The organism is Thermoanaerobacter thermocopriae JCM 7501 (assembly GCF_001310975.1).
Classification (GTDB): Bacteria; Bacillota; Thermoanaerobacteria; order Thermoanaerobacterales; family Thermoanaerobacteraceae; genus Thermoanaerobacter; species Thermoanaerobacter thermocopriae.
In genome coordinates, this window is sequence record NZ_BAZY01000023.1 from 1 (window position 1) to 16,240 (window position 16,240).

Sequence of the window (16,240 nt, forward strand, 5' to 3'; positions counted from 1 at the left end):
CACTTACGTAGCAGCGCAAAACAAGGAATTAATGCGTGAGAAACGGCTAAAAATTGTAGAAGAAAAATTAGTAGAAGCGATTATAGCTGCAAAAGCAGTAAACTTATCCTTAGAAGAAATAAAAGAGATGTTAGAGATTTTGTATAAGGAGGTCTAAAAGGTGGAGCCAATTTTGGAAGTTAAGAATTTAAGGAAGAATTTTAGAGGGTTTACATTGAAAGATATAAGTTTCTCGCTGCCACGAGGGTTTATTATGGGCTTCATTGGACCTAATGGGGCAGGGAAAAGTACGACTATTAAGCTTATTATGAATTTGCTAAAAAGAGATGGAGGGGAAATCAAGATTTTTGGGTTGGACAATATAAAACATGAAAAGGAAATAAAAGAAAAAATCGGCTTTGTATATGAAGAGAGCTATTTTTATGGAGAATTAACTATTTCAGAGATGAAAAGAGTTATAGCACCCCTATATAAAAACTGGGATGAGGAAGCTTTTATGAAGTATTTAAAAGAATTTGATTTACCTGCTAAAAGAAAAATAAAGAGTTTATCCAGGGGAATGAAAATAAAATTTGCCCTTGCCATAGCGTTGTCCCATAGCTGAACTTCTCATTATGGATGAGCCGACTTCAGGCTGGATCCTTTGATAAGAAGTGAGCTTTTGGACATTTTTTCTTCTTTAATACAAGATGAAAACAAAAGTATTTTCTTTTCAACTCATATAACCTCTGACTTAGACAAAGTTGCCGATTACATTACTTTGATTAATAGAGGTGAAATAATATTTAGCACCACAAAAGATGAAATTGTAGAAAATTACGGCATTGTCAAGGGCAGCAAAGACGTTTTAAATGAGGATACTAAAAAATATTTCGTAGGAATTAAGGAAAATAAGTTTGGGTTTGAAGGATTAGTGAAGGATAAAAAGCAAATAAAAAAGCTTTTAAAAGATACTGTCATTGTTGAGAAACCTACTTTAGAAGATGTGATGTTATATTTTACAAAGGAGGAGTTTAAATGTTCAGTTTGATTTTAAAGGATATACTGATAAGCAAAAAAATTTTACTGCTTACTGCTGCTTTTCTTATAGTATGGGTGCCGGCTTTCCCAGAAGAAGCAAGAAATTTCGCAGCTGTAGTAATAGTGGTGGGTATGGCATACATGGGGCTGATAGTAACAAGCTCAGCTGATGAGACAAACAAAGCTGATATTTTGTTAAATAGTTTGCCTCTAAGAAGGCATGAAATTGTATTGGCAAAATACCTGTCTATATTTGTCTATTCAGCAATAGGCATAGCTATTTATTTGTTAGTTGCAGCAGCCACAAAAGTACTAGGCTTTCCTATTCATGTATATCCTATCAATTTTAAAGCTGTAATTTACGGCATACTGGCGGTGAGTTTTCTAAATGGCATATACCTTCCTTTAATGTTTAAATTTGGACATGGTTTTTCTGGGATTATGTACATTATTTTGATTTTTGGGTTTTCTTATGGCATATCTTATGTTATAAAACTTTTTAAAAAACTTATAAATTACGATTGGTTTCAGATTATTATATCTTTTATAATGGATCAATCAGATACAGTAAAGATGTTGCTTATAACTGCTATAGCTCTTATTATACTGACGATTTTCTATTTATTATCTGTAAAATTTTATAAAAATAGGGAGTTTTAATAATATAGATGAGTGTTTTTTCTTTTTGTTATAGATTTATCAGGTATCAATAGGCACCAAAATAAAATAGGTTTTTATAAAATAAATAAGGGCCAGTTCTTTGTTAAAAGAACTGGCTTCTTGTTTCTTATATTTTACAGGCAACTTTACTTCAAATTAGGCATTTGTAAGCCTTTTGACAAAATGGGATAAAATAAATAAAATTTATTTATGGCAAAGTTAATTTCATTGTCCTGGGTGAGGAAGCAGGATGAAGGTTGCATGGAGTGCAACACATCGGGAGTTTTTGCTGTCAGATGGATACTACTTTTCAGGGCTTTATAGGGAACTTTCTAAAAAAGGAATTATAATGGAAGAGGTAGAAGATTTTGATAAGCTTTTTGAGTATGATGTAATAGTGTTTAACTATCCAGAAAATCCTTTTACTGATGAGGAAAAAAAGGAAATAAGAAAATTATTGGAAAGTTATAAAAAGAAGATCATTTTTACGACACACTTTCGAAATAAAGACGGAGTATCTGAGATTTGTAACGGGATAACGAGAGATTATGGAATTTATATATTACCAGAAGGCGTTAAAGATGAGAAATTTTACTTAGAAGATGACTTTTTGATAATCACTACAGACAATATTGAACTTTATAATCAGGATGTAAAAGAAGTGGTATTTCCATATGCAGCTCCCCTTCATATTGAAGATGAGGTAGATGTGGTACTAAGAGGAAGAGAAACAAGCTTTACTGATAGTAATAAAAATTCGCCTATTTTAATTGCCCAGAAGAGATTTGACTCTGGTGGTAAGTTGATGGTATGTGGTAGCTGCATCTTTTGGGATAACTTTTCACTCTTTAGGTTTGATAATTTGCGGTTTGTGATTAATATGTTTTTAGACATGGAGTAAACTCAAAATCTTCATCTCAGTTTACTTCAATTCCTCGTTTTTTATTTTTTTTCATCAGGGTAGTATCACCGAAGCGAACTGTGCAAAACGTCAGCGTATTATTTACCTAGTAACTTTTGACCACATCACGAATAGATCCGTTCTTTACAAATAGTATTTTTTTATTATATAATTAAGTACTGAAAATAAAAAATTAGATTATTCTTTACGTTAAAGGGGAGTAGCCGAAAGATAAAGCCATCATCACGGTAATCCGTTGTGATTACCTGGCTTTATCCTCCAGGTTTATAATTGCGGAGGGCAAGACCTTTGACTTAATTCCTTATAGGAATTGAGGTCAAAGGTTTTTTTATCTCCTTTGTTGTAAGGAGGTGAGAGTGTTAAAAGTCAATTAAAATTCGATTAATAAATAGCGGTTAAAGTGAGATAATAAATGTAGATATAATAAGGGAGGGTCGCTATTGGAGAATAAAAAATGGTATACCTTACATGCAACGGATATTGCCGAATTACTTAGCACTCATTTGTCAAAGGGACTTTCATCCGATGTTGCCCGACAAAGGCTTAAGGAACAAGGCTACAATGAACTTGTGGGCAAAAGAGGGCTGACTTTGTTTGAAATGTTTTTGAGTCAATTCAAGGATTTCCTAGTAATTATACTTATCATTGCTAGTTTGGTATCTATGCTGGTGGGCGAAGTAATCGATTCGGCTGTAATTATAATGATAGTTATTTTAAATGCGATACTAGGTGTAATACAGGAATATAGGGCGAATAAAGCCCTAGATGCTTTAAAGAAGATGGCAGCTCCTGAGGCGCGGGTTATAAGAGATGGCACGGTCCAGGTTATCCCTGCTCGCGAACTGGTCCCAGGGGACATAGTTTTGCTGGAAGCTGGAAACTACGTGCCAGCAGATTTGAGATTGGTGGAAAGCGTAAATCTGAAAATCGACGAGTCAGCGCTGACGGGTGAATCGGTGCCTGTTGAAAAAAATGCCGATATAGTCTTCAACGAAGAGATGCCACTTGGAGACAGGACCAATTCTGCTTTTATGGGCACCGTCGTTACTTATGGCAGGGGCAAAGGTATAGTGGTATCGACGGGTATGAAGACTGAAATAGGTATGATAGCTGAAATGCTCGAGTCTTACCAGGATGAAGTCACGCCTCTTCAGAAAAAACTAGAAGAAACAGGTAAAATCCTCGGAACTGCCAGCCTTATAATATGTGGCGTTGTCTTTTTGTTGGGGCTCTTGAGAGGCATCCAATTTTTAGAGATGTTTATGACTGCCGTCAGCCTTGCGGTAGCAGCTATACCCGAAGGTCTTCCTGCAATAGTAACAATAGTCTTAGCCCTCGGCATGCAGCGCATGGTAAAACGGAATGCACTCGTAAAAAAGCTACACGCTGTGGAAACTCTTGGGAGTACTACTGTTATATGTTCTGACAAAACGGGTACTCTCACCCAGAACCAGATGACTGCAACTAAAATTTTTACGAATGGCCAATTTTTTTCTATTAGCGGTGAAGGCTACAGGCCTTACGGAGAATTTTACCTGGACGGTACCAAAATCGATCCAAAATCTGATACATGTTTAGAACTGCTCTTAAAAATTGGAGCTCTGTGTAACGATTCTAGGCTGGAAGAAAGCGGAACCGAACACGGAGGTCAAAAATCCTGGAGAATTCTTGGTGATCCAACTGAGGGAGCTCTTGTCGTTGCTGCTGCTAAAGCTGGAATTTTCGTGGAAGACCTGGAGAAGGTACAACCTCGACTTAACGAGATTCCTTTTGATTCTGACAGGAAACTTATGACGACAATTCATCCTTTTTACGGAAAATACATAGCATATACAAAAGGGGCACCGGATGTCCTCTTAAGTCTTTCAAGTTATATTTACAAAGCTGGTCAGGAGGTACCTCTAACACAGGAGGATATAGAAGCTATAATTGCGGCCAATAAAGCCATGGCGTCTCAGGCTCTCAGGGTGCTTGCTTTGGCTTACAGGCCTCTGGATGATTTGCCAGAGGAACTAAAGGCGGAAGATGTTGAAAAAGATTTTGTATTCGTTGGTTTGATAGGCATGATCGATCCTCCTCGACCTGAGGCCGTAGAAGCAATAAAAACATGTAAAATGGCAGGTATACGTCCTATAATGATTACCGGCGATCACAGAGACACCGCGGTTGCTATAGCAAAGGATCTAGGCCTAATTGAGAACGAGGCGGGTGTACTGACAGGTAGTGAACTTGACTCCATAAACGACGAAGAGCTGTTCCAAAAGTCCAGGGAGGTATCAGTTTATGCGAGAGTATCGCCAGTCCATAAACTCAGAATTGTGGAAGCCATAAAAAATAACGGTCATATCGTAGCTATGACAGGAGATGGTGTCAATGATGCTCCAGCTTTGAAAAAAGCTGATATAGGTGTGGCAATGGGGATTACTGGTACTGATGTTGCCAAAGAAACTGCTGATATGATTCTGGTGGACGATAATTTCGCCAGTATAGTTTCTGCAGTGGAGGAGGGTAGGGTTATTTACTCCAACATCCGTAAATTTATATTCTTTCTGCTTTCTTGCAATATTGCGGAAATCCTCATTATCTTTATCTCTATGCTGGTGGGATTGCCTATACCGCTTAAGCCCATTCAGCTTTTGTGGATAAACGTGCTCACAGATGCATTTCCGGCTCTGGCTCTAGGTATGGAAAAGAAGGAACCGGATATAATGCAACAGCCTCCCAGGAAACCAGAAGAACCTATAATAGATACTCGTATGAGGCGGCAAATTGCGATACAAAGCATTTTTATGACTATTTCTGTACTTGGAATATTCGTTTTTACATTAAAATATACCGACAGTATCGAAAAGGCAAGGACTTTTGCCTTTGCTACGCTAATTTTTAGCGAAATCTTGCGGGCTTTCTCGGCACGTTCTGAGACTCATTCAGTATTCAAAATTGGATTTTTTACCAACCGCTTTATGCTGTGGGGAACATTTATTTCACTAATCCTACTGATGGCTGTAATCTACGTACCGTTCTTGAGAACTATCTTCGACACGACGTACCTATCATTCTACGAAATGGATATTGTCATCATATTCGGTTTGATACCCTTCGCCGCTGCGGAGATAAGCAAAATATTCTTGTCTTCTAGAAGGTCATTGTCAAATTCGTAAACCTAATCGCATTTTAGACCGCATGTTTTCTCCCATTATGTCTCCTTACTACTGTTCAAAATAGATACTCAGGAGCACGGAAAATGTCCGTGTTCCTTTATTAATACTCTTTTAATCTTTATAGTACTGCGAATAATAATTTCCTTTTCCTACATTTGAAATACAATTTTGAGTCATATTCAACAAAATTTCTCTAATTTCCGTAGCCTTATCTTCATCTGCAAGGACTATCAGATAATCGCCGGCTAGAATTTTCGTATTTCCCTTTGGGATTAACTCGTATGTTCCCCTCTTTATACCAACAAGTAAGCAATTTTGGGGCAAACTAATATCCTTTAATTTTTTGCCATCTAAACTTGAGCCTACACAAACAGGCATTTCGAAGATCGTCTTTCTTTTTTTATTGGCGGTAATAGATTTTTGCTTTTTCTTTATTGGCAGACGTTCTAACAGAGATTCGTAAATCGGCATATTTGAGAACAAATCTGATGAAAGGTATGCTGTTATAGAAACAGTGCTTAAGGCCAACAAATGGCTGAATGAACCGGTCATTTCGGTTACCAGCAAACTCCCTGTTATGGGCGCTCTGACTATTGCAGCAAAATATCCTGCCATAGCAAATACGATAAAATCTTTGATGTAAATGGGGTTTAAATGCATTATATTAATTATTACAGTTCCGTATATATTGCCAATCAGAGAACCTATTATAAGGAGGGGCATAAAAATACCTCCTGGTACACCTGAGCCGTAGCTTACCATAGTGAATAAAAACTTAACAATCAATAGCAAAATTAGAAATTTTAAGCTAAAACTATTTTTACTTAATGTATCGACAAGACCTTCACCGCCGCCAATTGCCATAGGTACCCATAGCCCAACTGCAACAGATATAACAAGAGGTAGTATTGGTTTCATATATGATTTTATTTTTAACATGTTGTATATATCTTGAGTTTTTAAGAGAGTTTTATTAAATACGATTCCACATAAACCAATAATGATTCCAAGTAGAATAAGATAAAGATAATTATTAAGCGGCATTACAGCAAGATTTTTGAAATTAAAAATAGGTTTAATACCTAACAACTTACCAGCTACAAAAGTTGATGTAAGTGATGAAACCATAGCAGATATAAGTACTAATGGGGAGAAATTTTTATGAAGTTCTTCTAATGCAAAAATAACTCCTGCAAGTGGTGCGTTAAAAGCTGCTGCAAGCCCTGCACTAGCACCGCATGTAATAAGGTATTTTTCTTCAACTCTAAATCTACCAAATAACCTACTTATTCCCTGACCAATTGAAGAACCAATTTGTACACATGGACCTTCGCGTCCTAAAGAAAGTCCTGCACCTATCGCTAAAATAGTACCTAGGAGCTTTAACAGTAAAACTCGTAACCAATTAACTTTTATATAACCGATAATCATGCCTTCAACTTGAGGTATACCGCTACCGCTTATCATAGGTTCTTTTTTCACTATTATCCCCAATAATAAGCCTATTAGAGAAAGGAAAATTATCCAAGCAGTTAATAAGTAAGGATTTGTATGAAGAATTTTGTATACAGTTATTACAAGAATATTTGTTTTTTCAAGAATATATCTTAAAATAGCAATAATCAATCCCACAAGAAAACCTGTTGTAATGCCTTCAACTATAATGCGCTTACGAAATTCTTCCCAATGTATTAAGGTATTTAATGTTATACTTTTACCTTTATTCAATAAGATCCCTCCCAAAGCATAAAATGAATGAATTTTATTTTCCTCATATTATCATTATACTACAAGATCAAGCATTTTAATTGCTGGGTTTACTTTTATAGGATTGAGCTAAGTTATATAATTATATAAAAGATGTTAAACTACTCTCTACAGCGAAACTAAAGATCTAATTGGGATTATGATAATATACCGATATTGCATGAAATTGAATTTGAAATAAAACTATCTGCGTAGTATAATGGCTGATAAACCGCAAGATGGTATTGTCAAACTAAAATAATCTGGCAATACCTATTATTTTGTAAGAAAATTATGTAAATAGATATTACTTTTTAAAGATAGATTAGCGGATACATATAAATCTTAAATAAGAATAATTATTATTGTCGTTGTAATTGCTTGATAATTGAGATATAATTAAGAAAACAGGATAGAGTGGGAAAAGACAGAAAATGTTTGTAAATATGAAAGGTGGGGATAAAATATGTATAAAGTTGTTTTGCTAAGACACGGAGAAAGCCTGTGGAATATGGAAAACAGGTTTACTGGCTGGACGGATATTGATTTATCTCCAAAGGGAATTGAAGAAGCTCGGGAAAGTGGCAAGACTTTAAAGGCAGAAGGGTATATTTTTGACTGCGCTTTTACTTCGGTTTTAAAAAGAGCTATAAGAACTTTGTGGATTGTTCTTGACGAATTAGATTTGATGTGGATACCGGTTTATAAATCATGGAGGCTCAATGAAAGGCATTATGGAGCACTGCAAGGGCTCAATAAAGCTGAAACTGCCAAGAAATACGGAGAAGAGCAGGTAAAAATATGGAGAAGGTCTGCTGATGTAAGGCCACCCGCCTTAGAAAAAGATGACCCGAGATATCCCGGCTTTGACCCCAGATATGCTGACCTTTCTGAAGAAGAAATTCCCCTTACTGAAAATTTGATTGATACAATTAACAGAGTTACTTCCTATTGGGAGTCCACAATTGCACCGACTATAAAATCAGGTAAAAAAGTGCTAATAGTTGCTCATGGAAATAGTTTGAGAGGGCTTGTAAAATACCTTGACAATCTTTCAAATGAAGAGATAATGGAGCTAAACATTCCTACAGGAATTCCACTAGTTTATGAGCTTGATGGTGATTTAAAGCCTATAAAGCATTATTATCTTGCCGATGAAGAGAAGGTAAAAGAGAAGAAAGAATTGGTAGCTAAACAAGGAAAGGTTCAAGGGAATTCTTAAAATATTGGTAGGAAGTAACTTGCAGCTTATCTTTATGCTTGTTGCAGAATTGCCGCGAAGCACTTTTGTATTGGCTGTTCTATTTGATCAAGATGAGTAATAAATTACTTTAATGGTGGTTTAAAATTAAGCATTTTTTGAAAAAGATATTTTAAGAGTTGATAGTGGTAAAAGTGCAGAAAGATACTATACCATATGAGGGTATACTTTTATAAAGTATATCCCTTTAAAATTTTTTTAAAAGAACATTAAGATAATGTTTTCGTTGTCAAACTATAGACAAACTACAATTTGTTTAGTAAAATATTATAGAAAGAATGTTGTTATAATTGTATCAAACGAGAGGTGTTTTGTATGAGTGAGCATAAAAGAATTGTCATTGTTGGGGCCGGGTATGGGGGTGTACATACCGCTAAATTACTATACAAAAAATTTAAAAATGAGAGCAATATAGAAATAATTCTTATTGACAAAAAACCTTATCATACATTGTTAACAGATTTACATGAAGTAGCCGGCTCCAGAATAGAACCTGATAGTGTCCGCGTGTATTTACACAAAATTTTTGCAAATAAAAAGGTAAAAGTCATAATAGATGAAGTGGAAAAGATTGATTGTGAAACAAACAGAGTAATTGGAAAAGATGGGGAATATCACTATGATTATTTGATTTTAGGAATTGGAAGTGAGCCATGTGATTTTGGCGTACCTGGTGTATTTGAGTATGGATTTACAGTAGGGACGTTAGAAGCCGCTATTAAGACAAAAGAACATATTGAGGAGATGTTTAGAAAAGCCAGCGTTGAAAGTAATCCAGAAAAGAAAAGAAAAATGCTTACGTTTGTAGTAGCTGGCGCAGGGTTTACGGGAATTGAAACTGCAGGTGAATTGATGGAATGGGCGAAAAGTTTGTGCGATAAATATCATCTGGATTACAAGGATGTTAAAATTATGGTAGTAGAAGCCTTGAATACCATACTTCCTAATTTAAATGCAAAATTAGCTAAAAAAGCTACCAGATTTTTGGCTAAAAAAGGTGTAGAAGTTTTAACAAATGCTCCTATAGTGGAAGTAGCAAAAGATTATATAGTTTTAAAAGACGGCAGAAAAATCGAAACAAAGACTCTTATCTGGACTTGTGGAGTTCAGGGAAATAAATGTGCTGAGAATTTTGGTTTAGAGCTAGGTAGAAGATCTAGAATTCAGACAAATGAATACATGCAAGCAGTAAACAAAGAAAACATTTATGTGATTGGAGATCTGGCTTATTATGAGATAGATGGTAAACCTATTCCACAAGTTGTAGAGACTGCCTTGCAGTCTGCCGAAACTGTAGTATACAATATAGTAGCTGATATAAAAGGAGGAGAGAAACAACCTTTTAAGCCAAAATATCATGGCTTTATGGTTCTATAGGAAGCAGGTATGCAGTGGCTGAAATTATGGGTGTGTCTTTGACAGGTTTTTTAGCTATGGCAATGAAACACCTTGTAAATATCCATTATCTTTTTGGTGTAGCAGGTTTTAATGCAATGCTATCATACATTTATCATGAGTTCTTTGAAATTAAAAACAATCGTTCAATATTGGGAGGGCATATTGCTGCGCATATTCCTGTATTTTGGCTTGTCCTTTTAAGGATATATGTGGGAGCTTTGTGGCTCATAGAAGGGATAAACAAAATACAGCAAGGATGGCTTGATCCTTCGAAGATATTTATTATAACTACTTCTGATGTATCTGGTGCCACTGCTAATGCTACTACTACTGCTACTCCTGTTCAGACCTTGCAACCTTTGTTAAAAGAACCTCCAGCTTTTTACAAATGGTTTATGGATACTTTTGTGGTGCCTCATGCCTTCTTATTCCAAGCAATGGTAGTGCTTGCAGAAGTAGCAATAGGCTTGGCATTAATAGCAGGTTTGTTTACTTTTCTTGCATCAGCTGGTTCTATATTCTTAGCACTTAATTTTATACTGTCTGCGATGGCAGATAAGTCTATATTATGGTATATATTTGCAGCTATAGCTTTAATGGGAGGGGCAGGAAGAGCTTTTGGACTGGATTATTACGTGATACCTTGGATAAAGAATTGGTGGAAAAAGACTTATTTTGCACGAAAAACGTATCTTTATATCAGTTGATGGGATGGAAGAGGGTTATTTAGTGTGAAAAAAGGCGATATCTTAATTATGCTTTTTGTAGTTGTTTTAGCTATTGGGTTGTTGGTATTTTATAAAATATCAACAACCCAACATTATCACCACAAATATGCGGTAATAATGGTAGACGGAAAGATATATAAAGAGGTATCATTGGAGGATGTAAATTATCGAGAAGAGATACCTATAGTTACAAAGTATGGAAAAAATGTATTGATGGTTAAAAATGGTGGAATACAGGTTATTCAAGCTGAATGTCCAGACAAAATTTGTATGAAAGAAGGGTTTATTGATAAACCGGGGCAAAGTATAGTATGTTTGCCATTTAGAATGGTTGTAGAGATACGAGGTGTTAAAAATGCCGAAGTCGACCAAGTTGTCTATTGAGTCTACAACTATGTCGAAGACTCATAGAATGGTTTTTCTCGCAATACTTGCTACTAATTCTCTAATCTTATATATTATAGAAGGAATGCTACCTGTTCCTTTTGTTGCTCCCGGTGCTAAATTAGGACTTGCTAACATAATCACGGTCATATCTTTGTATTTGTTTGGATTCTTTGATACGTTTATTGTGCTTTTTGTGAGAATATTGTTAGCAACTCTTTTTGCTTCTTTACCTTCTACTTTTTTTTACAGCATAGGAGGGGGAGTATTAAGCCTTTTTGCTATGTATTTTGCCAAGAGTATAGGTAAAGAAAACATAAGTGAAGTTGGTGTAAGTGTTATAGGTGCCGTATTTCACAACATTGGGCAAATGTTGGTGGCCTCTCTTGTAGTGCAAAATATTAATATAATGGTGTATTTACCTATTTTGATGATAGCTGGAATAGGAACTGGCGTTTTTTGTGGGACTTACTGCGAAATTTGTTATTTAAACGATTGGGAAAATTAAAAAATTTAAATTTACATTGATCAAGGTGGTTAGATGGATAAATTTTGGGATAAAAATTTAGAGATAAAAAGTGAGCTTACTGAAGTTATAAAAATAATGGAAAAGCGTATTAAAAACTCTAACAAATCAATCAGGAATATATTGTTAGATATGATCTACAATAGTGGTAAAATGCTCAGACCTGCTTTTGTAATTTTAGCCGGGAAATTCGGAGAATACGATAGAGAGAAAATATTGCCTTTAGCAGCTGCTATAGAAATGCTCCACATGGCGACTTTGGTACATGATGATATAATTGATAATGCTTTGATAAGGCGAAGCAAGCCCACTATCCAAGCAGAATATGGAAAAGATTATGCGGTATTTATAGGAGATTTCCTTTTTTCTGAGAGTTTTTTGTTGTTATCAGATAATATTACTGTTAGTAATCTAAAAAAAGTGTCAAAAGTGGTCTCAAAGATATGCAAAGGTGAAATTGGACAATTTGAGAGTCGTCATAATATCTACATTACGATAAATGATTATTTGAGGCGAATAGCTGCGAAAACTGCTGCTCTTTTTGCTTTAAGCTTTTATGTTGGAGCTTATGAAAGCAAGTGTGACGAAAGCTTGGCTAAAGCATTGGGAAGTATAGGCTACAATATTGGCATGGCTTTTCAAATTATAGACGATATTTTAGATTACACTGGTCAAGAGGCTGTAGTTGGAAAATCTCTGGGCAATGATATAAAAGAAGGGGTTTTTACTCTGCCTTTAATCTATTCGCTGGATAAGAATAAAGATAAAAAAATATTAGAATTACTTAAAAAAGAAAGTTATTCTGATGATGACATCCAACAAATAATTGAATTTGTTCAGCAAAATGGCGGGATAGATAAGTCAAAAATGCTGGCACAAAAATATACTGAAAAGGCTTTTGATAAAATCTCTATGTTGAAAGACTCTCCACCTAAACAAGTTTTAATAGAAGTTACTGGTAAACTTTTATATAGGAATTATTAATTAAAAGATGTAACATCTTTTTGGAGGAGATTATTGGATGAAAAAATTAATAACTTTTGTTGCAATTTTTCTTCTAATTTTTACTGTTGCTGGTGTATTTTCTGGGTGTTCAAATAAAAATTCACAACCTATATCTGATACACAATTTGCTTTAGATACCTATTGTACAATAAGCATATACGATAATGTGCCAAAAAAAGTTTTAGATGAGGGATTTAAAGCTATAAAAGATGTAGAAGAAAAGATGAGTGTTACCATAAAGGATAGTGAAATAAGTCAAATTAATGAGAATGCAGGTATTAGACCTGTTAAGGTTTCGGCCGATACCTTTTATGTAATACAGCAAGCAGTGCATTTTTCTGATGTTGAAAAGGGGTATTTTGATATTACAGTAGGACCTATAGTAAAACTTTGGAATATAGGAACTGATAAGGCTAGAATACCTTCCCCTGAAGAAATAAAAGCAAAACTTCCTCTTGTAAATTATAAGGATATAATATTGGACGAAAAGAATAGGACTATTATGCTGAAAAATAAGGGTATGAGTATAGATTTAGGAGGTATTGCCAAAGGATATGCGGCAGATAAAGTAGCACAAGTTTTGAAAAAAGAAGGTGTAAAACACGCCATAATTAATTTGGGTGGGGATGTCATTGCAATAGGAACAAAACCTGCTGGCGGTAACTGGCGCATAGGTATTCAAACGCCTTTTAAACCAAGGGGCGAATATTTGGGCATAATAGAGGTTTCAAATAAAGCTGTTGTTACTTCTGGAGTATATGAAAGGTATTTTGAAAAAGATGGGAAGTTATATCATCACATACTAAATCCTTTTACAGGTTATCCTGCAGATAGTCACTTGTACAGTGTGACAATAATAGCTGAGACTTCTATTGCTGGTGATGCTCTTTCAAAATTTTTGTCATGGGGTTAGAAGAAGGTTTGAAACTGGCAGAAAGTTTACCGAGAGTACAAGCTGTATTTGTTACAGATGATAAAAAAGTATATATAACCTCTGGCCTGAAAGGCAACTTTAAAATCACTGATCCTGAGTACGTTTTAATGACTAAATAATTTCTGCAGGAGGGAAACATTATGAACAAATCAGAATTTTGGAGGATTTGGAGGGGATTTTGGCAATTAGCAGACCCTAAGATATGGGTAGCTTCTACGGTTCCCATGTTTGTTGCAGCATCTTATGCTTATAGAAAAACGGGTAAATTTGATTTTTTATGGTTTTTTATATCTGTAATAGGTATTTACCTTATTGAAATTGGAAAAAATGCTGTTAATGAATTTATCGATTATAAATCGGGAGTAGATACATTTGTGACTCCTGATAAAAGAACTCCTTTTAGTGGAGGAAAAAAGACAATTGTTGAAGGTAAACTTACAGTTAAAGAGACAATAATTATCGCAGTTTTAACTATGCTTGGTGCCTGCTTAATAGGTTTAATCATTGTGATTTTTCGTGAACCTTTAGTATTAATAATTGGCTTATTAGGAATTTTAATATCAATTTTTTATAGTTTACCTCCTTTTAAATTTAGTTATATAGGTCTTGGAGAAGTAGCAGTTGGAGTAACTTTTGGACCTTTAATTATGACAGGTATGTACTTGGTTTTGACTCATCACATAAGTAGAGATATTTTATTACTTTCATTACCGATAGGATTTTTAATAACTAATGTCCTCTGGATAAATCAGTATCCTGATTATGAGGCAGACCTTAAAGGTCATAAATATAATTTATTGGTACGAATTGGAAAAGAGAAAGGTGTAATTGTATATGCAGTACTTTATGGGGCAGCATACTTGTCTTTTATTGTAATAGCTATTGTTACTAAAAATATTCTATGGTTATTATCTTTTGTAACACTACCTTTAGCAGTACAATCTGTAAAAATTGCTCGCGAGTATTATGACAATATACCTAGATTAATAAAAGCAAATGCTAATACTGTGAAGATATATCAAATAACAGGATTTTCAATGATTATAGCTGCGCTCTTAAAATTGTAATATATAAAATTAAGAAGGAGAATTTAAAAGTTTTACCAAAATGAACATAAGTTTTTTGTTTGTAATTGATATTATTTTAACGTGATGTTATAATATTCATAGGCTATAAAATTTATATGTAAGGAGAGGTGTAAATTTTATGAAAAGAATTTTGACTGTTGCGCTAGTAGGATTGCTGGCATTGTTTGTTATGAGCGGCTGTTCTTCAAAAACAGCAAGTGGTGGCTACAAAGATGGTACTTACACAGCAGAACAACCTGATTTTGACGAACATGGTTGGAAAGGACAAATAGAAGTAACTGTAAAGGATGGCAAGATAGCCTCTGTAACTTATAATGAAGTTAACAAAGATGGTCAATTAAAGAGAGATGATCAACAATATGCTGAAAATATGAAGGCAAAGGTTAATATCACGCCTAAAGAAGCATATGAAAAGTTGGAACAGCAACTAGTAGAAAAGCAAGACCCTACTAAAGTAGATACAGTTACAGGAGCTACACACACATCAGAAACTTTCAAACAGTTAGCTACAGAGGCTTTGAAAAACGCAAAATAATTTAATGGAGAGATAGAAAAGAGTATAAGTTAGAGAGTAAAAAATAAGGGCTTTTCGCCTTATTTTTACTCAGATTTCCATAGACCGTGCAAATTGCAGTAGGACCATGCTTTTAAGTCTTTTGCATCTGTCACAAAAACTGCTTCTGGCTTTTCACCTGGTTTTAGCACTTTTCTCATGTATGTGCCACCAGCTAAGAGAGAAATCCATTCAATCCAGTGTTTTTCTTCCATTGGGTGTGGTACACTTCCTACCTTAACCGTTACGAGATTCCCATTTCTTTCAATTACCGGTGTGTGCTTTTCTGTACCTGCATCTCCTGTTTTTTCTTGCATTTTAACCATTGGCTCGCCACAGCATACCAATGTCCCTTGGCCAGCATGAAGCACTTCTACAATATTTCCACACTTTTCGCATTTATAAACGCCATATAAGTCAGCCATTTTGATTCCTCCTTTAAATTATGTAAAACTGTGCAACTAGAATTAATTTGCCTTAGATAATACATCTTAATGGAAATATATTATCCTTTATATTTATAATACATTAAAATTTTTTGGATTTCAAGAGGGAAAAGAAATTTTTTAGTAAATAACAATATCGGAAAAGTGAAAAAATGCATTTGTTAATTTTTATGAAAGTATGATAATATATGTACTTACAAAACCTCTTAACATGGTGAAAAAGGCGACTCAGGAGATGGCAAGAGGCAATTTTAAAGTTCATAAGCAACAAGGATTGGGACTTGCCATAGCAAAAAAAATAATTGAAGAACATGGTGGAAGTATAGCCGTTGAAAGCGAAGTAAACAAGGGTGCTGCTTTTACTGTAAGTTTGACTATTAAATATCGATAAATTGTTGACAATCTGAC

Annotated in this window: 13 protein-coding genes and 3 pseudogenes; 14 read left to right on the top strand and 2 right to left on the bottom strand. The window is 34.8% G+C overall.

Annotation, left to right across the window (positions count from 1 at the left end):
• Positions 1-160 precede the first annotated feature (160 nt).
• The 5 genes from JCM7501_RS16655 to JCM7501_RS08955 all read left to right on the top strand — a co-directional run bounded on the left by JCM7501_RS16655 (position 161) and on the right by JCM7501_RS08955 (position 5,763).
• A complete protein-coding gene (locus JCM7501_RS16655) occupies positions 161-604 on the top strand; it encodes an ATP-binding cassette domain-containing protein (protein ID WP_256201331.1) in 444 nt (147 codons plus the stop codon).
• Positions 605-643: 39 nt separating this feature from the next.
• Positions 644-1,030 (top strand): P-loop NTPase family protein, encoded by a 387-nt coding sequence (locus tag JCM7501_RS16660; protein ID WP_256201332.1) that lies wholly within the window; start codon positions 644-646, stop codon positions 1,028-1,030.
• Positions 1,018-1,680, top strand: coding sequence for an ABC-2 transporter permease (locus tag JCM7501_RS08940; RefSeq protein ID WP_028992234.1), 663 nt, complete (start codon positions 1,018-1,020; stop codon positions 1,678-1,680). The genes JCM7501_RS16660 and JCM7501_RS08940 overlap by 13 nt, the downstream gene beginning before the upstream one ends.
• Before the next feature lie 250 nt (positions 1,681-1,930).
• The gene (locus JCM7501_RS08950) at positions 1,931-2,581 is read left to right on the top strand and encodes a hypothetical protein (RefSeq protein WP_012996065.1); all 651 of its coding nucleotides are present in this window, start codon (positions 1,931-1,933) and stop codon (positions 2,579-2,581) included.
• 461 nt (positions 2,582-3,042) lie between these two features.
• Positions 3,043-5,763: a calcium-transporting P-type ATPase, PMR1-type gene (locus tag JCM7501_RS08955; protein WP_028992233.1), complete on the top strand. Its 2,721-nt coding sequence runs from the start codon at positions 3,043-3,045 to the stop codon at positions 5,761-5,763.
• A gap of 111 nt (positions 5,764-5,874) precedes the next feature.
• On the opposite strand, the gene JCM7501_RS08960 is transcribed toward JCM7501_RS08955, so the two are convergent.
• Entirely contained in the window at positions 5,875-7,491 is a 1,617-nt protein-coding gene (locus JCM7501_RS08960) for a ClC family H(+)/Cl(-) exchange transporter (RefSeq protein WP_038002090.1), read from the bottom strand.
• A 484-nt stretch (positions 7,492-7,975) separates the two neighbouring features.
• On the opposite strand from JCM7501_RS08960, the gene gpmA reads away from it, so the two are divergent.
• The 8 genes and pseudogenes from gpmA to JCM7501_RS09000 all read left to right on the top strand — a co-directional run bounded on the left by gpmA (position 7,976) and on the right by JCM7501_RS09000 (position 15,368).
• On the top strand, positions 7,976-8,731 hold the full coding sequence (gene gpmA / locus JCM7501_RS08965) for a 2,3-diphosphoglycerate-dependent phosphoglycerate mutase (protein ID WP_028992232.1): 756 nt from the start codon (positions 7,976-7,978) through the stop codon (positions 8,729-8,731).
• Positions 8,732-9,085: 354 nt separating this feature from the next.
• Positions 9,086-10,875, top strand: a pseudogene (locus tag JCM7501_RS15940) (FAD-dependent oxidoreductase).
• A gap of 24 nt (positions 10,876-10,899) precedes the next feature.
• Positions 10,900-11,280: a NusG domain II-containing protein gene (locus tag JCM7501_RS08975; protein WP_012996060.1), complete on the top strand. Its 381-nt coding sequence runs from the start codon at positions 10,900-10,902 to the stop codon at positions 11,278-11,280.
• Positions 11,252-11,808: pseudogene (locus JCM7501_RS08980) on the top strand (Gx transporter family protein). The gene JCM7501_RS08975 and the pseudogene JCM7501_RS08980 overlap by 29 nt, the downstream one beginning before the upstream one ends.
• Positions 11,809-11,821: 13 nt before the next feature.
• Positions 11,822-12,790 carry a polyprenyl synthetase family protein gene (locus JCM7501_RS08985; RefSeq protein WP_028992229.1) on the top strand — a complete coding sequence of 323 codons (969 nt, stop codon included), beginning with the start codon at positions 11,822-11,824 and terminating at the stop codon, positions 12,788-12,790.
• Between the two features lie 37 nt (positions 12,791-12,827).
• Positions 12,828-13,864, top strand: a pseudogene (locus JCM7501_RS08990) (FAD:protein FMN transferase).
• 21 nt (positions 13,865-13,885) lie between these two features.
• Entirely contained in the window at positions 13,886-14,812 is a 927-nt protein-coding gene (locus JCM7501_RS08995) for a prenyltransferase (protein ID WP_012996056.1), read from the top strand.
• 139 nt (positions 14,813-14,951) lie between these two features.
• Complete coding sequence (locus JCM7501_RS09000) at positions 14,952-15,368, top strand: FMN-binding protein (protein ID WP_012996055.1); 417 nt, start codon at positions 14,952-14,954, stop codon at positions 15,366-15,368.
• 65 nt (positions 15,369-15,433) lie between these two features.
• Here JCM7501_RS09000 and JCM7501_RS09005 read toward each other — a convergent pair whose 3' ends face one another.
• A complete protein-coding gene (locus tag JCM7501_RS09005) occupies positions 15,434-15,811 on the bottom strand; it encodes a desulfoferrodoxin (protein WP_012996054.1) in 378 nt (125 codons plus the stop codon).
• 199 nt (positions 15,812-16,010) lie between these two features.
• Between JCM7501_RS09005 and JCM7501_RS15640 the strand changes: the two genes are divergently transcribed.
• Positions 16,011-16,223 (top strand): ATP-binding protein, encoded by a 213-nt coding sequence (locus JCM7501_RS15640; protein WP_012996053.1) that lies wholly within the window; start codon positions 16,011-16,013, stop codon positions 16,221-16,223.
• Positions 16,224-16,240 lie beyond the last annotated feature (17 nt).